This window comes from Rathayibacter sp. KR2-224, from assembly GCF_049446075.1.
GTDB lineage: Bacteria > Actinomycetota > Actinomycetes > Actinomycetales > Microbacteriaceae > Humibacter.
Genome location: NZ_JBMSEB010000001.1, coordinates 2,164,109 through 2,184,136, shown reverse-complemented (window position 1 = coordinate 2,184,136; position 20,028 = coordinate 2,164,109). Strand labels below are relative to the sequence as shown.

Sequence of the window (20,028 nt, the reverse complement as noted above, 5' to 3'; positions counted from 1 at the left end):
GCGGGGTGGTGCGGATGGTCGGCAAGGCTCATCCGGGCACCCCTTCGTTCTCGTGGAGACGATGGTACAGCAGAAATCTGACACTGTAAGGTTTTTTGTCCGGATCTAGACTCGGCACATGATCGGCCGCGCGATCGGTCTCGTTGTCATGGCCGCCGTCGCGGTCGCTGGCATCTTGATGGCGCCTCCGGCCGGCAAGCAGCTGGTGGACGACGGGCTGCAGAAGCTGTGGAGCATGCCGCCGAAACAGGCGGAGGCGTATCTGCTCAAGCATCCGTCGACCGCGGTCGACCTCGCGAACTCCGACAGCCGCTACGTGGACGACCTGTGGAATCACGCCACGCAGAAAGAGCGCGACGCGGCACTACGGAACGCGCCGCAGCTGATCGGCAATCTCGAGGGCGTCGACTACACCGACCGCGACCGCGCGAACCGCATCTACCTGAAGCGCGCGATGGCATCCACCGTGAAACGCGTCGCCGCCAAGCCGCAGGATGCCACTGCGCAGTTCCGGTTGCGCGCGCTCAAGGCCGTCAAGGCGTCGCTGCGCAGCGGCCTCTCCGCACGTCGCTACCTCGTCGAACTCACGCCCGCGCCTAGGCCGCTGGCCGCCGTCGCGGTCGGCAACCCAGACACGGCCATGCAGATGACGTTCGATGTGCCTGGCATGGGCACGTATTCGGACGACATGCAGCTGTGGGCACAGGCCGCCCAGAACGTGTACGACGAACAGGGCAAGGCCGGCGCGCCGGCGAGCCGGTCGGTGGTGGCCTGGATCGGATACGTCACGCCGCCTCCGGGCATCGACGCCGCCCTGGGAGGGTATGCCGCTAGGGGCGCTCCGCGACTGGTGGCGGCGCTGCGGGGTTTCACCGCGAGCCGTGATGGCGCGATCGGCGTCGACCTCAGCGTCATCGCGCACTCATACGGCACCACGACGGCGGCGAACGCGCTGGCATCCGCTCCCCTTGGCGTCTTCGCCTTCGTGATGCTCGGTTCGGCCGGCATCGAGGAGAACATCAGGAATGCCCGCTCCCTGCACACGGAGCACGTGTATGCGGGTGAGGCGTCCGGCGATACGCAGGCGCAGTGGGGACGACTGACGCGCAGGGATCCGCGAGCGCCGTCGTTCGGCGCCACGATCCTGCACGTCGAGGGCTCTGGCGGAAAGCTGCCCGTCACGAACCACGAGCCCATCAAGCATTCGAACTGGAACAACGACCCCACCTCGGCCGCGTACGCCCGCGTCACCGACATGAGTGAACTGGCGAAGAAGTTCAGCAACCACGTGACCACGTTCGGCTATCTGGATGCCGGAACCGAGTCGCTCGCGAACGCCGCGACCGCCACCACGAGGTACCCGAGTCGCGGGTTGCTGTGACACCGGGCCGCCTATTCGGGGGCCAGCGGCGGGCGCCATAACGGACTAAGGTGCGCCGAAGGGCCTCCGGCCCGGGCCGTCGGCCCCGTATCGCAGGCCCGCTGTCGCTGGCAGGGGGCGAAACATGTCGTCCTTTCTCTACGGCGTCGGACGGTGGGCGTTTCGCGCCCGGGCGCTCGTGCTGTCGGTCTGGCTGGTGCTGATCGCACTGGCCATCGCCGGCGCCGCGCTGCTGGGAACCGGCACGCAGAACACGTACGCCATCCCGGGCACCGAATCGCAGCAGGCGCTCGACGCGCTCGCGCGTACGTTCCCTCAGGTGAGCGGCGCGTCTGCGCAGCTCATCGCCGCGGCACCGAAGGGTGACACCGTGCGCGATCCCGCGTTCCAGTCGGCGGTCGAGCAGAGCGTGACCCGGCTCTCGCGCCTCCCTCAGGTCACCTCTGCCACCTCCCCGTACTCGTCGTCATCGAGCGCCAACATCAGCTCGGATGCCTCCGCCGTCATCGTGCCCGTGCAGTTGGCCGTCGCGCAGAGCGCGGTGCTGCCCTCCACAGCCGATGCCCTCCAGGCGGAGGCGCACCACCTGCAGAATCAGTTGCCCAAGGGCTCTCAGACATCGATGGGCGGACAGCTCTTCGCGCAGAGCCCTGCTGGTATCAGCGTGACGGAGCTGCTCGGAATCGCCGTCGCTTTCGTCGTTCTCGCCTTCACGTTCGTGTCGCTGCTCGCTGCCGCGATGCCCCTCGTCACCGCCCTGCTCGGGGTGGGAGTCGCGCTCTCGATCATCCTGGCGATGACGTCGGTGACGACGATCACGTCGACGACGCCGCTGCTCGCGCTCATGCTCGGACTAGCGGTGGGGATCGACTACGCCCTGTTCATCACCTCCCGACATCAGGATCAGGTGCGCAGCGGCATCGACCCTGAGGAGTCTGCGGCGCGCGCCATCGCCACGGCCGGCTCGGCCGTCGTGTTCGCCGCCGTCACCGTGATGATCGCGCTGCTGGGCCTGAGCGTCGCAGGCATACCGTTCCTGACCACCATGGGGGTCGCCTCGGCCGGCGCGGTCGCTCTGGCTGTGCTCGTGTCGATGACGCTGACGCCGGCTCTGCTCGGTTTCGTCGGCTGGCGGATCGTGCGGCGCAAGTACCGGCCAGGTGCCGTGCGCCCGGCCGTGACGAAGAGCGCCGAGCACCCCGCCGTGGAGGAGAGTGCCGTCGAGACGGATGCCTCGCTACACCAAGCGGTCGGCGTCGCGAGCGACGAGGACGCGCCGCCCCACGATGCCGCCCCATCCGATACGGACAAGGCAGCACCCGAGCCGAATCCATCACCGCCTGACGCGCCGCCGCCAGACCAGACCGCTCCACCCCATCACCGCGGCTTCTTCTTCGGCTGGGTGCGGGCCGCCACCAAGTGGCCGATCGTGACCGTCGTGCTCGTCATCGCGGCGCTCGGAGCGCTCAGCGTGCCGGCCGCGCACCTACGGCTGGCGCTTCCCGACGCGGGCTCGCTGCCCGCCGGCGAGCCAGGGCGGGTCACCTACGATCTCGTCGCCGAGCATTTCGGGCCCGGCTACAACGGACCGCTCATCGTGACGGGGTCGATCATCCAGAGCAAGGATCCGGTCGGCCTCATGAACGACCTCGGCGCGAGCATCGCGAAGGTGCCGGGCGTCGTCGCCGTTCCGCTGTCGACGCCGAACCAGGCCGGAGACACCGGAATCGTGCAGGTCATTCCGAACGGTTCCCCGGATTCCGAAGCCACCCAGAACCTGGTGGCCCGCCTTCGGGGCATGCACGACGAGTTTCAGAAGGAGTATGGGGTCGACCTCTCCGTCACCGGCTACACGGCGGCCGGCATCGACGTGTCTGCGCGATTGGCGCAAGCCCTGCTGCCGTTCGGAATCCTCGTCGTCGGGCTGTCGCTCGTGCTGCTGGCCATGGTGTTCCGCTCCGTCGTCGTGCCCGTCACGGCGGCGCTCGGGTACCTCCTCTCCATCGGCGCGGCGTTCGGGGTCACGAGCCTTGTCTTCGAGAACGGAATGCTCGCAGGGCCGCTCGGCGTGGCATCCCTCGGCTCCGTCATCAGCTTCATGCCCATCATCCTGATGGGAGTCCTGTTCGGCCTGGCCATGGACTACGAGGTCTTCCTCGTGAGCCGCATGCGCGAGGACTACGTGCACCACGGCGATGCGCACCAGGCGATCCGAGAGGGTTTCCTCGGCTCGGCGCGCGTGGTCACGGCCGCGGCGATCATCATGTTCGCGGTGTTCGCGGCCTTCGTGCCGGAGGGCGACGCATCCATCCAGCCGATCGCTCTCGGGCTCGCCGTCGGCGTGGCCATCGACGCGTTCATCGTGCGCATGACGCTCATTCCCGCCGTGCTCACACTGTTCGGCAGGCACGCGTGGTGGATGCCGCGCGGCGTGGAGCGCGTGCTGCCGCGCTTCGACGCGGAAGGCGAGGGGATCGCGCTCGAGCTCTCACTCGCAGGCTGGCCAGAGGGGGAGCCCATGGCGATCGCGGCAGAGGGGGTGACGCTCACCCGGGGCGGTCTGGATCTCGTCGAAGGAGTGGACGTGCTGGTGCCTCGAGGCGGAGTGCTGCTCGTGCGCTCGAGCGACCGAGAGGCGAGCGCCGCGTTCGTCGCGGCCGTCTGCGGGCGCTACCCCCTGGCATCCGGCACGCTCAAGGTCGCGGGGCTGGTGCTGCCGACGCGAACGGCGGCGGTTCGCAGGCTGTCCTGCCTGATTCGCACGGGCGGGTCGGACTCGCCGGCGCGCGATGTGCGCAGGGCGCTCGCTTCCGGTGTCGAAGTGATCGGCCTGTGCGACCTCGACACCCTGGGCGATGCGCACGAGCGTGCGGCGGTCGCGGACGAACTCACGGCCGGACGCGAGGCTGCGGGCGGCCTTGGTAGCGGCACGGATGTCCGCGGCCGTACCGTCACGTTGGTCGCCTCCTGCGCGCCGGACGCGGATGTGTGGGACATCGTCGGACCGGCCGAAACATACGAGGTGGCAGTCGGCGGCCAGGTGCTCGCCCCGGCCATCGAACCAATCGCGGCGGGAGTTGAGTGACATGACCTCGAATCCGTTGTCTGCGAGGTCGGGTTCCGAACGGCCAGGCATCGCCTTGCTCGTTGCGGTGGTCGTGCTGCCTCTCGTAATGGGACTGCTGCTCATGTGGGGGCTCGCGACGCCCGCGCTGCACCTCGACAGAGTCAGCGCTGCGATCGTCAACGACGACGTGCCCATCACCATCAACGGCACCACCAGTCCACTCGGCCGCCAGTTCGCGGCAGGCCTCATCGCCGGAACCGCGCCATCGACGAGTACTCCGACGCAGCCGACCCGCGTGGGCTCCAACTTCGACTGGGTGCTGACGAACGATCAGGATGCGGCCGACGGACTGGCAGACGGGCACTACGCGGCCGTGTTGACCATCCCTTCGTCGTTCTCCACGTCGATCGGAACCTTGTCGGGCACCGCGCAGAGCGCTGTACAGACTCTCGTGCAGGTCGAGACGAGCCCGGCGGCTGCCCTACTGGATCCGGCGCTCGTGCAGGCGGTCACGGCGAACGCGGCGGCCCAGCTGAACCGGCAGATCATCGACCAGTACCTGCAGGGCGTGTACCAGGGCTTCAATTCGGTGCACGATCAGATCGCACAGGCATCCACGGGCGCCGACCAGGTGGCCAGCGGGGCGGACTCCGTGTCTTCGGGAGCCCAGCAAGTCTCGTCGGGCGCCGACTCGCTCGCGTCCGGCCTCGATTCCCTCGCCTCGGCTTCGGCGAGCCTTCCGAGCCAGGCCGCGCAGCTCGCAGCGGGTGCTGCCCAGGTGAGTTCGGGAAACGACGCCCTCTCCGGCGCGCTCGACAACGCCGTCTCATCGCTGGCGGATGTCGTCACGCAGATCTGCCAGCACCCGGGCGTGCTCTGCGATCAGGTCACGGCGGCGCTCACCAAGCTGCAGGGAGCCGCGTCGGCGGCCGCTCAGCTGGCATCCGGTGCCGACCAGGTGGCGACCGGTGCCGATCAACTCGCAGCAGGGATGCCGCAGCTCGTTGACGGAATCGGGCAGGCATCCTCAGGCGCGTCGTCCCTGGCCGGCGGCGCATCCAGTCTCGTGGGCGGTGCAGAGCAGGAGAGCACGGGCGCCGACCAGCTCGCTACCGGGTTGGCCCAGGCCGTACCGAAGATTCCGTCGTACTCCGACTCCGACATTCAGGTGCTGTCCGAGGCGGCATCGCAGCCCGTGGTGATCGATCCGCGGTCGGCACCGTCCGGCGTTCAGGCTGCGCCGCTCTTCACGGTGCTCGCACTGTGGCTCGGCGCGCTCGTTCTCACCTTGGTGCGCAAGCCCGTTCCGGAGTCGCGGCTGCTGACCAACGCGTCGTCGTTGCGCTTGTCCCTCCAGACGGCCGGTGTCACCGCTGCGCTCGGTGCCGGTCAAGGGGCGCTGCTCTCGGCCGTCGTGTTGATCGGCCTCGGCCTTGCGCCGGGGGTCTGGGCCGGTTATGTCGTCGCGTCACTCGTGCTCGGGGCGGTCTTCGCCGTCGTCAACCAGGGACTCGCTGCTGCGCTGGGCGCGGCCGGCCGCGCCATCGGTCTGCTGATCGCGGTGGTCGCGCTCGCCGTGGGCGTTGCATCCTCCGTGCCGCCTGCGATGCTCGGAATCGCCGCCGCGCTGCCGACCTCGCCAGCGCTCGGCGTGCTTCGCGCGGCTATCTCCGGCGACGTGGGCCTCGCCGTTCAGGCGGGAGTGATCGCCCTTCTGTGGGGCGTCGCGGGTCTTGCCCTCGTGCTCGGCGGCGTAGTGGCGCGCAGGAGGCTGCGCGTGGCGTGAGCCCCTGCGGATCGTGCGCCCTGCGGATCGTGAGCCCTGTGGATTGTGGCGGGCGAATCCTGCTCGGTGGAGGGCTCAGCGCGCCGGTGTGCCCGCAATCCGCGAAGTGGCCCGGAGGGCCGGCAACCGCAATTCAGGACAGTCGGGGCGGCGACCACACTGTGTCGACGGGCGCGCCCATGTCCTGAAAACGGCTGCTTGCGTCGGCCTGCCCGAGGTGCCGACGCGCGTGCGGTGGGCCTAGCCGAGTTCCGGCTCGGTGAGCAGGGCTCGAAGCCGCTCACGGGCATCCGGCTCGAGCTCGAGTCGCGCGAACACGACGTCGACGTCGGCCACCAGGTCGCGGACATGCGGCTCGACGTCGCTCAGCCACGTGTCCACCTGCGCAGGTGTCCAGGACGCCTGACGGTCGAGCGTCGGCCCACCGTGGGCCGCGGTTCCCGCCATTGCGCGCACGGATTCCGCGTAGTCGGCGACAACGTCGTCGGCGTCGACGCCCGCATTCGCGAGCAGCAGGGAACTGATCATGCCCGTACGGTCGCGGCCGGCCGAGCAGTGCACGAGTACACCTGGAGCGGACGACGCGATTGCCAGAAGGGCGTCGCGCACCAGCCCGGGGAGGATGCGCACGTTGTGCTGCCAGTACTCCGGGGAATCGAGGATGGGCATGCAGACCGACCGGAACTCCGGATGCTCCTGGTCTTCCGTGGGACTGAGCACGATGGAGACGTGCACGGGCGGCTCCGCGACGGGATCACCGGGCCGTCTGCCGAGCTCATCGTCGTTGCGGAGGTCGACGATCGACCGCAGCCCCCATGCGGAGGCCGCCGCCCATCCGTCGTGGGTGAGTAGTTCGCGCCGGGGGCCACGGGCGACACGGCCGGCAAGCGTGGCTCCCGTTGGCGACAGCGGAGTAGGCAGCCCGCCGAGATCGCGGATGTTGCGATGACCCCAGTCGAGTTTGCGCATCCGGTCAGGCTAGGGGCTGTCGGTCAGGAGATCCCTGGTGAGCGCGAGCGAGGGTGAGACCCACCCGCGTCGAACTCAGTCGGTCGTATGCGGTGCGCCCGGTCGGAGTGAAAAGCGAGATCAGCCAAAGCAGGGGCAGAACGTAGGCTGCCGCCAAGAGCCACAGCGCCCACCCGGGAATCGGTCCGGATGCCGACGTGTCGACGAGAGCGAACACGGCAGCGTGGGCGATCGCCCAGGGAATCCCGAGCTTGAGGACGTTCCGTAGTAGGGCTCGCGCGAAGGTCGGCCGCCCCCGGCCGACATCATCGCCATGTACGACGGTGAGCCTGAACGCGCGTTTGCCCGGGGTTGCCGCGCGGGAACGCGACTCGCACCAGGCCGCTGCCACGACGATCGGCACCACCACAGTGAGTCCGACGAGGTTCTGGGCCAGCACGCCGGTGACGTCGAGCATCCCCGTCGAGTACAGCGGGATGCCCACTGCTGCAACGACCGCAACCCAGCCGAGCATGCAGCACCAGTCGATGGCGAATGCGAGCAGACGGCGCCATCTCATCGCAACACCGTATCCCCGGCCGACCCCGCGAGCGGATGCCTACACGCGGCCCGCACGGAGCACCCTGCGCATGAGCAGGTTCAGGGAGTCTTGACAGATCCGTTACACAACTCTGATCCAGGGATGTCGTGGCCGGAGCATCGTTGGCGCATGCCCAATCCGTCTCGGTCGCGGCGATCGTCGTTGAAGAAGTGGACGCGGTCGCGCCGTGTCCTGGCGGTCACGGCGGCTGTTGTCGTGACCGCGCTGGTCGTGCTGACGGTCACCTTAGGGGTGGTCTTCGGAGTGCGTTCGGATCTGGCCGCAGTGCGCGCGCTCGGTGCAGGGCAGGCAGCCGGTGCGCCCGCATCCGGTGCACCGGGGACGGGTATCGAATCGGGTATCTCGAAGATCAAGCACATCGTGGTGATCATGCAGGAGAACCGGTCGTTCGACAGCTACTTCGGAACATTTCCCGGCGCCGACGGCATCCCTATGGCGAACGGATCGCCCAGCGTCTGTGTTCCGGACCCTGCCAGGAACTCGTGCGACAAGCCGTACCACGACCCGGCGGATGTGAACTCGGGCGGACCACACGGGGCGACCAACGCGACGGCCGACGTCGACGCCGGCAAGATGGACGGCTTCGTCGGTCAAGCAGAGCAGGCCAAGACGAAATGCGCCCCGAACGCGCCGTCATGCGCAGGCGGGACACAGACGGACGTCATGGGTTACAAGACGGGTGCGGACATCCCGAACTACTGGTCCTACGCGAAGGACTTCGTCCTCGACGACCACCTCTTCGAGTCGAACGCGTCGTGGAGTCTGCCCTCGCACCTGTACATGGTGTCCGAGTGGTCGGCCAAATGCAGCAAGGCCGGCGACCCGCAGAGCTGCGTCAACGAACTGCAGAACCCCGGCAACCCTCCAGACTTCGGTGGCGCCGTGAAGAAGAACCTGATCGGTGCATGTCGTGGGGGCATGGCGAAGCCTGCCTGCCAGACTCAGTTGACGAAGATCGGCATCACCCCCGATGTCGCGGCACAGCTGCACGCACTGATCCAGCAGCACTGCTCGGCCGCCGACTCGCTGTCAGCGTGCCAGGCAGCGGTGGACAAGGCGACGCTGCCCGACGCACTCAAGCAGAAACTGATCGCGGCATCCAACGCCCTCGCACCACCTGATTACGCGTGGACCGATCTCACCTATCTTCTGCATAAGCAGAAGGTCTCGTGGGGCTACTACGTGTTCAACGGCACCGAACCGGACTGCGAGGATGACTCGGCCATGACGTGCGCGCCGGTCAAGCAGAACGCCAAGACGCCCGGGATCTGGAACCCGCTCCCCTACTTCGACACCGTGAAGCAGGACGGGCAGCTGGGGAACATCCAGTCACTGACGAAGTTCTACTCGGCCGCCAAGGCTGGAACGCTGCCCGCGGTGACCTGGATCGATCCGAGCGGTCAGGTGAGCGAGCATCCCCCGGCGAAGGTCAGTACAGGCCAGGCGTACGTGACCGGATTGGTGAATGCCGTCATGAAGAGTCCGGACTGGTCGAGCACGGCGATCTTCCTCTCCTGGGATGACTGGGGCGGCTTCTACGATCACGTGAATCCTCCGGTAGTGGACCAGAACGGCTACGGCCTGCGCGTACCGGGAATCGTGATCAGCCCCTACGCCCGAACCGGATACATCGACCACCAGACCCTCAGCCACGATGCCTACGTCAAGTTCATCGAAGACGACTTTCTGCACGGGCAACGCCTCGACCCCGCGACCGATGGCAGACCGGACCCGCGACCAGATGTTCGAGAGAAGAACCCCGAACTCGGGAACATCGCGGCCGACTTCGACTTCAATCGAACACCGCGGCCGCCCGTCGTCCTTCCAGGCGGCGTCACCTACTGAGCGGCGACAATGGTTCCATGCGGTTGCTCGCGGTCAACCTCGTAGTGTGCCTGGCACTCGTGGCGCAGTTCGTGTTGGGCATGATTGCGAACTTGTTCGTGACCGTACCGGCTCATCATCCAGGTGCGCAGGCGTCAGACTACTTCTCCGGTGTGGTGGCTTCGCTCGCGTGGTTGATTCCGCACGGTGAGCCGTGGCTCGTGGCTCACGCGGTGCTCGGGCTCGTGCTGGCGGCCGGAGCTCTCGTGAACCTGCTCTGGATGCTCAGGCCACGTAGCGCCCTGTATGCCACAGCATCCGTCGTCGGCGCACTCGCGGTGCTCGGGGCCGGGTTCAACGGCGCGAGCTTCGTCATCTATGGCCTCGACGTCAGCTCGATGATCATGTCGACCCTGTGGGCACTGGCGATGTGCTGCTATCTCGTGTGTTTTTACGTCGCGGCGCGATCAGATCCGCACACGCCGAGCACCCCGTCCAGCGTTTGACGTAGCGCTTGCCCAGGCTCGCAGACGCCGACGGAGGGAATAGCACTCGATCCTCCGAAGTTGATATGAGTGAGCTCAACTTTACGGGTCGCCGCTTGACAGGGCATCCAGCGCTGGCATAAGTTGAGCCTGCGAGACTCAACTCTCGGGTCGCTTCGATTTCGCCGCCGAGCGTGCGGTGCAGGAGCGATTCGAGGGGTTTCGCTCCACTGGCTTCGGCCGCGGGCGCAGAAGGCGCCGGGCCATCAGGGTGCACGTGAGGTGCGCCCGAGGAAGGGAAACAGAACACATGTCACGTGCAGTAGGTATCGACCTGGGAACGACGAACTCCGTCGTCTCCGTCCTCGAGGGCGGCGAGCCGGTCGTCATCGCCAACGCGGAGGGATTCCGCACCACCCCGTCGGTGGTGGCATTCACAAAGGACGGCGAGGTGCTGGTCGGTGAGACCGCAAAGCGCCAGGCCGTCACGAACGTCGACCGCACGATCACCTCGGTCAAGCGCCACATGGGCACCGACTGGAAGAAGGAGATCGACGGCAAGCAGTACACGCCTCAGGAGATCTCGGCGCGCATCCTGCAGAAGCTCAAGCGCGACGCGGAGCAGTACCTGGGCGACTCCGTGACGGATGCCGTCATCACGGTTCCCGCATACTTCAACGACGCCGAGCGTCAGGCCACGAAGGAGGCCGGTGAGATCGCGGGCCTCAACGTGCTGCGCATCATCAACGAGCCGACCGCAGCCGCGCTCGCGTACGGCCTCGACAAGGGCAAGGAAGACGAGCTCATCCTGGTCTTCGACCTCGGTGGCGGAACGTTCGACGTGTCGCTGCTCGAGGTGGGCAAGGACGACGACTTCTCCACCATTCAGGTGCGCGCGACCGCCGGTGACAACCGGCTCGGTGGCGACGACTGGGACCAGCGGGTCGTCGAGTGGCTGATCAAGAAGTTCAAGGACACCACGGGTGTGGATGTCTCGAACGACAAGATCGCGCTGCAGCGCCTCAAGGAGGCGGCCGAGCAGGCGAAGAAGGAGCTGTCGAGCTCGATGAGCACGAGCATCCAGCTCCCGTATCTCTCGCTGACCGAGAACGGACCGGCGAACCTCGACGAGACGCTGTCGCGTGCCCAGTTCGAGCAGATGACGAGCGACCTGCTCGACCGCACGAAGAAGCCGTTCCAGGACGTCATCAAGGAGGCCGGCATCAAGGTCTCCGACATCGCGCATGTCGTGCTGGTCGGTGGTTCGACCCGTATGCCTGCGGTCTCCCAGCTCGTGAAGCAGGAGACCGGCGGCCAGGAGCCCAACAAGGGCGTGAACCCCGATGAGGTCGTCGCCGTGGGCGCCGCCCTGCAGGCCGGTGTGCTGAAGGGTGAGCGCAAGGACGTGCTGCTCATCGACGTCACTCCGCTGAGCCTCGGCATCGAGACCAAGGGCGGCATCATGACCAAGCTCATCGAGCGCAACACGGCCATTCCGACCAAGCGGAGCGAGACCTTCACCACGGCCGACGACAACCAGCCGTCCGTGGCGATCCAGGTCTTCCAGGGTGAGCGCGAGTTCACGCGCGACAACAAGCCCCTGGGCACGTTCGAGCTGACCGGCATCGCGCCGGCTCCGCGCGGCATTCCGCAGATCGAGGTCACGTTCGACATCGACGCGAACGGCATCGTGCACGTGTCCGCCAAGGACAAGGGCACTGGCAAGGAGCAGTCGATGACGATCACCGGCGGCTCGAGCCTGCCGAAGGACGACATCGAGCGCATGGTTCGCGAGGCGGAGGAGCACGCCGCCGAAGACAAGAAGCGCCGCGAGTCCGCCGAGACGCGCAACCAGGCCGAGCAGCTCGTCTACTCGATCGAGAAGCTCATCAAGGACAACGAGGACAAGCTGCCCGCCGACGTCAAGACCGACGTTCAGGGCGACGTGGACGCGTTGAAGTCCGCTCTGGCGGGCGAGGACGACGAGGCCGTGAAGACGGCGTACGACAAGCTCACCTCGAGCCAACAGAAGCTGGGCGAGGCGATCTACCAGTCGGCGCAGTCGCAGGGGCAGCAGGGCGACCCGAACGTGGCCGACCCGGGTAACGGCGAGGTGCCGAACCCGGAGGAGGACGTGGTGGATGCCGAGGTCGTCGACGACGAGGACGAGAAGAGCTCAGGGCAGGCTAAGTAGTCATGGCACAGAACGACGAATCGAAAGAGCCGGAGGAGCCGGTCATCCGCGACAAGCGACGGATCGACCCCGAAACGGGCGAGGTTCGTCGGCCGGATGGCGATGCGCCACAGGTCCCCGAGGGGAGTGCGGAGCACGGAGTCGAAGGGTCCGACCCTTCGACTCGCTCCGCCGGCTCAGGGAGCGAAGCCGGCCTCGAGCACGAGCAGGTCGTGGATACCGGCGAGGGTTACGAGGGACCGGATGTCGAGACATCCCTCTCCGACGCCGACCTCGACTTCCTCTCCGGTCAGTCCAGCGCAGAGGACTTGGCGGCCGAGCGGCTCGCCGACCTCCAGCGGGTGACAGCGGAGTACGCGAACTACCGCAAGCGCACTGAAGCCAACCGTGAGGCCGAGCGCGAGCGCGCGGTCGCCGACACGGCGAAGGCCATCCTGCCGGTGCTCGACGACCTCGACCGGGCCGAGAAGCACGGCGACCTCGAGGCCGACACCGCGTTCGCGACCATCGCGGGCAAGCTGCGCGCGGCATCCGAGAAGCTCGGACTCCAGCCGTTCGGTGCCCCAGGCGAGCCGTTCGACCACAACGTGCACGAGGCGATCTTCCAGAAGACGTCGCCAGAGGTGACGGAGGCGACCGTCGTCGAGGTTGTCGAGGTGGGCTACACGCTCGGTTCGACGCTGGTGCGCGCGGCCAAGGTGGTCGTGGCGGTTCCGGAGTAGTAGACCGAACCTCAGCGTGTCCGCGCCACTTCGTGGCAATTGCGCCGGATTGTGTGGCGCAGTTGCGGCAACGTGGCGCGGACACGCGAGCGAAGACAACAGAATTGTGGAAGGAGGTGCCGGGTGGCAAGTCAGGACTGGTTCGACAAGGACTTCTACAAGGTGCTCGGCGTCTCCAAAGACGCCTCGCAGGCCGAGCTGAAGAAGGTGTATCGCAAGCTCGCCCGCCAGTACCACCCAGACTCCAACCCGGGTGACGCCCAGGCCGAGGCGAAGTTCAAGGAGATCAGCGAGGCGTACTCGGTGCTCTCCGACGAGGAGCAGCGCAAGGAGTACGACCAGATACGCGCCATGGGATCGGGCGCCCGGTTCACGGCGCCCGGCGGCGGCGCAGGGGCAGGCGGCTTCGAGGATGTCTTCGGCAGCATGTTCGGACAGGGCAACCGCGGGCAGTCCTACACGTTCCAGCAGGGCGAGTACGACGATCTGCTCGGCGGCCTGTTCGGCAGTGGCCGATTCGGCCAGACCAGCGGCGGCTTCCGGGGCTACGGCGGCCCGACCCGGGGACAGGATGTCTCGGCGTCCACCACGATCGACTTCCAGACCGCGGTCACCGGTGAGACGGTGCACCTGACCGTGGATGGCGAGACGGTGAAAGTGCGCATCCCGGCAGGTGTGAGCGACAAGCAGCGCATCCGCGTTCCGGGCAAGGGGCGCCCGTCGCCCGACGGCGGTGAGCGCGGAGACCTGTATCTCACGGTGACGGTGCGCAAGCATCCGGTGTTCGAACGCGACGGGGTGAACCTGCGCGTCAACGTGCCTGTCACTTTCGCCGAGGCGACGCTCGGCGCAACCATCGAGGTGCCGACCCTGAACGGCGAGATCGTGAGGCTCAAGGTGGCACCGGGTACCCCGAGCGGGCGCGTGCTTCGTGTGAAGGGCCGCGGCGTCGCCACGAAGAAGGCGACCGGCGACCTGCTCGCGGTGGTGCAGGTGGTGGTTCCTTCGCACCTGAGCAAGCAGAGCGAGGATGCCCTGAAGGCGTTCGAGGGCACCCTGCCGAACGAGAATCCGCGCGAAGAGTTGCTCGCGAAGGCAAGGGCCGCGGCGCGCTGATGCCGGCTCCGAGCCCGTGAAGGGGTAGAAGAGCTGGAGAGGGAGTTGCGTGATGATGGTCGAACTGGATGAGACGACGCCGGTCTTCGCGATCACCGCGGCCGCCGAGCTCGCCGGCATGCATCCGCAGACGCTGAGGCAGTACGACCGGCTCGGGCTTGTCAGCCCCCGGCGCACGGCGGGGCGGTCGCGACGCTACTCCATGCGAGACGTAGTGCAGCTGCGCGAGGTCGCCCGTCTCGGGTCGGAGGGCGTGAGCCTGGAAGGCATCCGCCGCGTGCTCGAGCTCGAAAACCAGGTGACTCATCTGAGCGAACGCGTGCGCGAACTCGAGGCGGCGCTCGCCGACGAGATGCTCAACCGCCCGGGGCGCCGGGTGTTCGCCGCCGGATCGGAGGGCGAGGTCGTCTCGCTGCGGGCAGGCACGCGCGTGCGGCGCAGCAACCAGGTCGTCGTGTGGCGGCCGCTCGATCGGTGACCGCGGTGACCGTAGCCATCCAGCGCGCCGAGAAGTTTGCCTCGTAGCCTCCCGCTCATGAAACCGATGCCCGCAGCCGCCACCGCCCTCGCGGCATGTGCGGCCGCCTTGGTGCTTGGCGGCATCGCGGTCGCCATCGCGGTGTTCGCGGCCGCCGGCGTGCACACGCAGCCGGTGGTTCCGGTTGCCAGCGGGAACGCGACCACGGTCGTCGCGATCGGAGACTCCATCATGGACGGCCATGGGCTCGAGCCCGGTCAGGCGTGGCCTGCAGTACTCGCCGGATACAACGGGTGGCATCTGGCGAACCTTGCCACCGACGGGGCAGGATTCGTCACGCACGGCGACGACGGATCGATCTTCGCCGACCAGGTCGCCGAAGCGGTCGAGTTCGACCCGTCCGTGGTCATCATCTCGGGCAGTAGCAACGACCTGGGCGTATCGGAATCCGATGTGCAGGAATCGATGATCGCCGCGATGCACACTCTTCGGCACGATCTCCCCAAGGCCAAGATCGTCGCCGTGAGCCCGGTGTGGAACGAGAACGAGCGGCCCGCGCAACTCGACGAGATCGATGACGACATGGAAGCGGCGGTGAAGTCGGTCGGCGGCGTCTACATCCAGATCGGTAAGCCCTTGCTCGGCAAGCCGGGCTACATGCAGTCCGACGACGTGCATCCGAATGTGGACGGCCAGCTGGTCATCGCCTCGGCGGTGGAGGAGCGGCTGGAGAAGCACCGGCTCGTCTAGGAGCGGATGCCTGCGGCGGCCGCACGGCGCGCGTCATAGGAACCGGATAGCCGAATCAATGGGCCCACTTCACTGCGATTCGTAACCTCACCGTTATGAACCTGAAGCGGATGATCGTTCCCGCGCTTGGGCTGGCGACCGTGGCGTTGACCGTCGGCGGCTACCTCTCGGCTGGCGCTCCGGCGGCTGCTGCACCAACCGGGCGCTCGACCGCGGTCGCGATCGGGGACTCGATCATGGACGGGCACGGGCTGCAGGCCGATGAGGCCTGGCCGGTGCTCATCGCCGAAGACAACGGCTGGTCGTTGACTAATCTGGCCGCCGACGGCGACGGATTCGCACGCGCGGGCGACGACGGCACCACATTCCTCGAGCAGGTGCGCGAAGCTATCGCGCTGCATCCGGGCGTCGTCGTGCTCTCGGCGAGCAGCAACGACCTCGGTGTTTCCGAGGCCGAGGTGAAGGTCGCCATGGTCGAGGCCGCCGAAGAACTGCATAGTGCGCTGCCGCACGCTGAGATCGTCGGAGTGAGCGCCGTGTGGAACGAGCACGGGCTGCCCGCGCAGCTCGATCAGATGGGCACGGACCTGGACTCCGCGGTCTCGGCCGTCGGCGGCACCTACCTCGACATCGGCAATCCACTCGCGGGCAGACCGGACCTGATGCAGGGCGGCGACGTTCATCCCACCGCGGCGGGTCAGGTCGTCGTCGCCTCTGCTGTCGAGGCGGGGCTCGCCAGGGCGCGGCTGGCGTGATGGCGGCTCTCACTCATCGCTGAGGCAGCCGATCTACGCTGGAAGCATGCCGCAGAACCTCACCGAAGCCCCCGTCGATCGCGTCACCATGTACGGCGCCGCCTGGTGCGGCGACTGCCGCCGGTCGAAGGCTCTGCTCGACCGGGTCGGCGCCGACTACGAGTACATCGACCTCGAGGCTGACCCGGAGCAGGCCGACAAGGCGCACGCGATCAGCGGACGCACGAACATCCCCGTCGTCGTCTTTCCCGACGGCACGCACTTCGTCGAGCCCACCGACAAGGAGCTGCAGGGGAAGCTCGACGCGATCGCCCGGTAAGCATCCGAGCACCTCCGCAGGCAGGCCCGACGGGCCCGCCGACGTCATATGACGCAATGTTGCAGCCCTGGACGGTGAGCACATCGTCGTCCGCGACCATGGACGGATGCCACGACAGATCCGCTTCAACGCCTTCGACATGAACTGCGTCGCACACCAGACGTCCGGACTGTGGAAGCACCCGGAAGATCGCGCCGACCACTACAAAGAACTCGAATACTGGACCGAGCTGGCGAAGCTGCTCGAGCGCGGCCGGTTCGACGGCATCTTCATCGCAGACGTGCTCGGCACCTACGACGTGTACGGCGGAACGAACGAGGCCGCGATCCGCAATGGCGCACAGGTGCCCGTCAACGACCCGCTGCTGGTCATTCCCGCTATGGCATACGTCACGCAGCACCTCGGCTTCGGGGTCACCGCGGGCACCGCTTACGAGCATCCGTATCCGTTCGCGCGCCGCATGTCGACGCTCGACCATCTGACCAAGGGCCGCATCGGCTGGAACGTCGTGACGGGATACCTGCCGTCGGCCGCCCGCAACATGGGGCATGACGATCAGCTGGAGCACGACGACCGGTACGACCACGCCGACGAGTACCTCGAGGTGCTCTACAAGCTGTGGGAAGGATCGTGGGAAGACGACGCGGTCGTGAAGGATGTCGAGAACGGCATATTCACGGATCCCGCGAAGGTGCACGCGATCGGGCACAAGGGCAAGCACTACAGCGTTCCGGGCATCCACATCGCGGAGCCGTCGCCCCAGCGCACGCCCGTGATCTACCAGGCGGGCGCATCCTCTCGGGGCGTGCGCTTCGCGGCGGAGAACGCCGAGGCGATCTTCATCGCCGGCCCGACCAAGCAGATCGTGTCATCCACGGTGAAGAAGATCAGGGATGCCCTCGAGGCCGCCGGCCGCGACCGTTACGCCGCCAAGATCTACACGCTGCTCACGGTCATCACCGACGAGACCGACGAGAAGGCACAGGCGAAGTACGAGGAGTACCTCAGCTATGCGAGCGAGGAGGGCGCGCTCGTCTTCATGTCCGGCTGGATGGGCATCGACCTGTCGCAGTACGCGCTCGACGAGCCCATCGGCAACGTGAAGTCGAACGCTATCCAGTCGGTGGTCGCGAGCTTCCAGCAGAACAACGCGGACGGTCGCGAGTGGACCGTGGGCGACATCGCGAGGCACGGCGCGATCGGCGGCCTCGGCCCGTTCGTCGTGGGCTCAGGCGAGACCATCGCGGATCTCCTGCAGGACTGGGTCGATGAAACCGACGTCGACGGTTTCAACCTTGCCTACGTCATCACGCCTGGCACGTTCGAGGACATCGTCGAGCATGTGATCCCGGTGCTGCAGGAGCGCGGTGCGTATCCGACGGAGTATGCAGAGGGAACGCTGCGCCACAAGCTGCACGGCGCGGGCGACCGCGTTCCCGACGACCACCGGGGAGCGAAGTACCGGGTGGCCGCGCTGCAGCAGCAGGCGTAGGGCGAGGTACCCACGGGGGCTCTGTGGTGCAGCCCGACCTAGGCTGAACGGATGGCCGAGTTCGAATGGGAGCGACTGCGCCGCTGGCCCGATCATGAGGCCAACAACCTCTTCGCCTCGGATGCCGCGGATCGGCTGATTCTCGACACCGCCGCAGACGAACTCGCTCGCTCCCGGCCCGCGGACGTCGTCGTGATCGGGGATGCCTTCGGCAGCCTGACGCTGGCCGCGGCCCAGCTGCTCTCCCGAGGCGGCGGGGAGCGGGGCGCGGAGGGTGATGGCATCCGGGTGCACCAGGATCCGGTCGTCGCCGAGCGCGCTCTCGACGCCAACGCGGTGCGGTTCGGCCTCGAGGATGCTTACGTGTCGCACCCGCTCGATGCCCGACTCATCCGCAGGGCACGCGTTGTGCTGCTACGCCTGCCGAAGAGCCTCGACGCTCTCGACGAAGTGGCCGGAATGCTCGCCGCGGACGCCGATCCGGGTGTAACCGTCTTTGCTGGTGGCATGCAGAAGCACATGACACGGGCCATGAACGAAGTGTTCGGCAGGCACTTCGAGCGGGTCGATGTCGGGCTCGCCAGGCAGAAGGCACGCGTGCTGACCGTTCGCGCACCGCGGTCGAAGGCCGGCGCTCCGTCGCTTGACTCCTCGGCCAGCGACCCCGACCTCCACGACGAAGACGCCGGCTGGCCCCGCAAACAGTTCCACGCCGATGTACCGCCCGGGCTCTGGGTCTGTGCCCACGGCGGCGCCTTCGCCGGTACCCGTATCGACATCGGAACGCGCTTCCTGCTGGCACATCTCGACCAGGCCGTCCCCGATGCGCGGATAACGGTCGACCTGGCCTGCGGCACCGGAGTGCTCGCCGCCGCGCTCGCACTGCGGCGCCCGGGAGTGCGCGTCGTCGCAAGCGACCAATCGGCTGCCGCCGCCGCATCCGCACGAGCGACCGCCGAGGCGAACGGTGTCGGGGACCGCATCGAGGTGCGCCGGGAGGACGCGGGAGAAGGCATCCCGGATGCCTCGGCCGACCTCGTGCTGCTCAACCCGCCCTTCCACAACGGTGCAGCCCTCGACCTGCGCATCGGACGGATGCTCGTGGAAGCGGCCGCGCGCATCCTCCGCCCGGGCGGCGAGCTGTGGACGGTGTACAACTCGCACCTGGACTACAGGCCGTCGCTGCGTCGCCTCGTCGGGCCGACGCGGCAGGTGGACCGCAACCAGAAGTTCACGATCACGGCATCGGTGCGCGGTGGGGGCGCATCACCGACGGAGCGGGCACGCGGCGTATCGTCACTGACGTGATCCGGGGATACTCCGCAGAACAGATCCGGGCCGCCGAGGAGCCGCACCTGAAGGCGGGCGAACCGCTCATGAAGCTGGCCGCCGCTGGGCTGGCATCGGTGATCAGGGACGAACTCGCAGCACTCGACGAGCCTGTCACTGCGGCCGGCGTGCTCTTGCTGGTCGGGTCGGGCAACAACGGCGGCGACGCACTGTTCGCAGGGGCGGAACTGGCGGCATCCGGATGCCATGTGGTCATCGCGCAACTCGGATCGCGCGTTCACGAGGCCGGGCTGCAGGCCGCGCTCGCTGCGGGTGGCCAGGTCGCGGAGCTCGGCGACGACCCGGTGGGGGCCGTCCTGGAAACGGCGACGGATGCGCACGTCGTGGTGGACGGCATCCTCGGAACGGGCGCGCACGGCAGCCCTGCGCTGCGTGGGACTGCTCGGGATGTGGTGGCGGCGCTTCGCCCACTGGTGGCTTCGCCGCGTCGGCGGGTCGTTGCCGTGGACCTGCCGAGCGGCGTGGACGTCGACACCGGCGACGTTCCCGACGAAACCGTTCTGCCCGCCGACGTCACCGTGACCTTCGGGGCCCACAAGGCCGGGCTGCTGCACGGCCCCGCGACGGCGTACGTCGGCAGGCTCGTGCTCGTCGACATCGGGCTGTCCGCTGACCTCGAGGGCGTCGAACCGTTGTACACGGCGCCCTGAGCGTGAAGGGCGACAGAACGGAGCCCGGACTCGCCCTTCGGCGCTGAGCAAGAGTTGCCTTCGGCGCTGAGATCGAAATGCCGCGTAGG

General features: G+C 67.6%; 17 protein-coding genes. 15 read left to right on the top strand and 2 right to left on the bottom strand.

Going from position 1 to position 20,028, the window contains the following annotated elements:
• Nucleotides 1-118 precede the first annotated feature (118 nt).
• From ACO2Q7_RS09955 to ACO2Q7_RS09945, 3 genes are all read left to right on the top strand, one after another.
• The gene (locus tag ACO2Q7_RS09955; RefSeq protein ID WP_423355455.1) at nt 119-1,381 is read left to right on the top strand and encodes an alpha/beta hydrolase; all 1,263 of its coding nucleotides are present in this window, start codon (nt 119-121) and stop codon (nt 1,379-1,381) included.
• A gap of 124 nt (nt 1,382-1,505) precedes the next feature.
• Complete coding sequence (locus ACO2Q7_RS09950) at nt 1,506-4,466, top strand: MMPL family transporter (protein ID WP_423355454.1); 2,961 nt, start codon at nt 1,506-1,508, stop codon at nt 4,464-4,466.
• Nucleotide 4,467: 1 nt separating this feature from the next.
• Nucleotides 4,468-6,234 (top strand): YhgE/Pip domain-containing protein, encoded by a 1,767-nt coding sequence (locus tag ACO2Q7_RS09945; protein ID WP_423355453.1) that lies wholly within the window; start codon nt 4,468-4,470, stop codon nt 6,232-6,234.
• A gap of 240 nt (nt 6,235-6,474) precedes the next feature.
• On the opposite strand, the gene ACO2Q7_RS09940 is transcribed toward ACO2Q7_RS09945, so the two are convergent.
• Together ACO2Q7_RS09940 and ACO2Q7_RS09935 are read right to left on the bottom strand one after the other, a co-directional pair.
• On the bottom strand, nt 6,475-7,203 hold the full coding sequence (locus tag ACO2Q7_RS09940; RefSeq protein WP_423355452.1) for a tyrosine-protein phosphatase: 729 nt from the start codon (nt 7,201-7,203) through the stop codon (nt 6,475-6,477).
• A 4-nt stretch (nt 7,204-7,207) separates the two neighbouring features.
• Nucleotides 7,208-7,762, bottom strand: coding sequence for an RDD family protein (locus tag ACO2Q7_RS09935; RefSeq protein ID WP_423355451.1), 555 nt, complete (start codon nt 7,760-7,762; stop codon nt 7,208-7,210).
• A 150-nt stretch (nt 7,763-7,912) separates the two neighbouring features.
• Here ACO2Q7_RS09935 and ACO2Q7_RS09930 point away from each other — a divergent pair, with 150 nt between their 5' ends.
• The 12 genes from ACO2Q7_RS09930 (at nt 7,913) to ACO2Q7_RS09875 (ending at nt 19,939) form a co-directional block, all read left to right on the top strand.
• On the top strand, nt 7,913-9,649 hold the full coding sequence (locus ACO2Q7_RS09930; RefSeq protein ID WP_423355450.1) for an alkaline phosphatase family protein: 1,737 nt from the start codon (nt 7,913-7,915) through the stop codon (nt 9,647-9,649).
• A 17-nt stretch (nt 9,650-9,666) separates the two neighbouring features.
• Nucleotides 9,667-10,134, top strand: coding sequence for a hypothetical protein (locus tag ACO2Q7_RS09925; protein WP_423355449.1), 468 nt, complete (start codon nt 9,667-9,669; stop codon nt 10,132-10,134).
• Nucleotides 10,135-10,423: 289 nt separating this feature from the next.
• Nucleotides 10,424-12,307 carry a molecular chaperone DnaK gene (gene dnaK, locus ACO2Q7_RS09920; protein WP_423355448.1) on the top strand — a complete coding sequence of 628 codons (1,884 nt, stop codon included), beginning with the start codon at nt 10,424-10,426 and terminating at the stop codon, nt 12,305-12,307.
• A 2-nt stretch (nt 12,308-12,309) separates the two neighbouring features.
• Nucleotides 12,310-13,029 (top strand): nucleotide exchange factor GrpE, encoded by a 720-nt coding sequence (locus tag ACO2Q7_RS09915; RefSeq protein ID WP_423355447.1) that lies wholly within the window; start codon nt 12,310-12,312, stop codon nt 13,027-13,029.
• A 123-nt stretch (nt 13,030-13,152) separates the two neighbouring features.
• A complete protein-coding gene (locus ACO2Q7_RS09910; protein ID WP_423355446.1) occupies nt 13,153-14,145 on the top strand; it encodes a DnaJ C-terminal domain-containing protein in 993 nt (330 codons plus the stop codon).
• 55 nt (nt 14,146-14,200) lie between these two features.
• Complete coding sequence (locus tag ACO2Q7_RS09905; RefSeq protein WP_423355998.1) at nt 14,201-14,623, top strand: heat shock protein transcriptional repressor HspR; 423 nt, start codon at nt 14,201-14,203, stop codon at nt 14,621-14,623.
• A 57-nt stretch (nt 14,624-14,680) separates the two neighbouring features.
• Nucleotides 14,681-15,373 carry an SGNH/GDSL hydrolase family protein gene (locus tag ACO2Q7_RS09900; RefSeq protein ID WP_423355445.1) on the top strand — a complete coding sequence of 231 codons (693 nt, stop codon included), beginning with the start codon at nt 14,681-14,683 and terminating at the stop codon, nt 15,371-15,373.
• A 95-nt stretch (nt 15,374-15,468) separates the two neighbouring features.
• Nucleotides 15,469-16,128, top strand: coding sequence for an SGNH/GDSL hydrolase family protein (locus ACO2Q7_RS09895; protein WP_423355444.1), 660 nt, complete (start codon nt 15,469-15,471; stop codon nt 16,126-16,128).
• 46 nt (nt 16,129-16,174) lie between these two features.
• On the top strand, nt 16,175-16,447 hold the full coding sequence (locus ACO2Q7_RS09890) for a glutaredoxin family protein (protein WP_423355443.1): 273 nt from the start codon (nt 16,175-16,177) through the stop codon (nt 16,445-16,447).
• 106 nt (nt 16,448-16,553) lie between these two features.
• On the top strand, nt 16,554-17,939 hold the full coding sequence (locus ACO2Q7_RS09885; RefSeq protein ID WP_423355442.1) for an LLM class flavin-dependent oxidoreductase: 1,386 nt from the start codon (nt 16,554-16,556) through the stop codon (nt 17,937-17,939).
• Between the two features lie 51 nt (nt 17,940-17,990).
• Entirely contained in the window at nt 17,991-19,247 is a 1,257-nt protein-coding gene (locus ACO2Q7_RS09880) for a class I SAM-dependent methyltransferase (RefSeq protein WP_423355441.1), read from the top strand.
• The gene (locus ACO2Q7_RS09875; RefSeq protein WP_423355440.1) at nt 19,244-19,939 is read left to right on the top strand and encodes an NAD(P)H-hydrate epimerase; all 696 of its coding nucleotides are present in this window, start codon (nt 19,244-19,246) and stop codon (nt 19,937-19,939) included. The genes ACO2Q7_RS09880 and ACO2Q7_RS09875 overlap by 4 nt, the downstream gene beginning before the upstream one ends.
• The last annotated feature ends 89 nt before the right edge of the window (nt 19,940-20,028 follow it).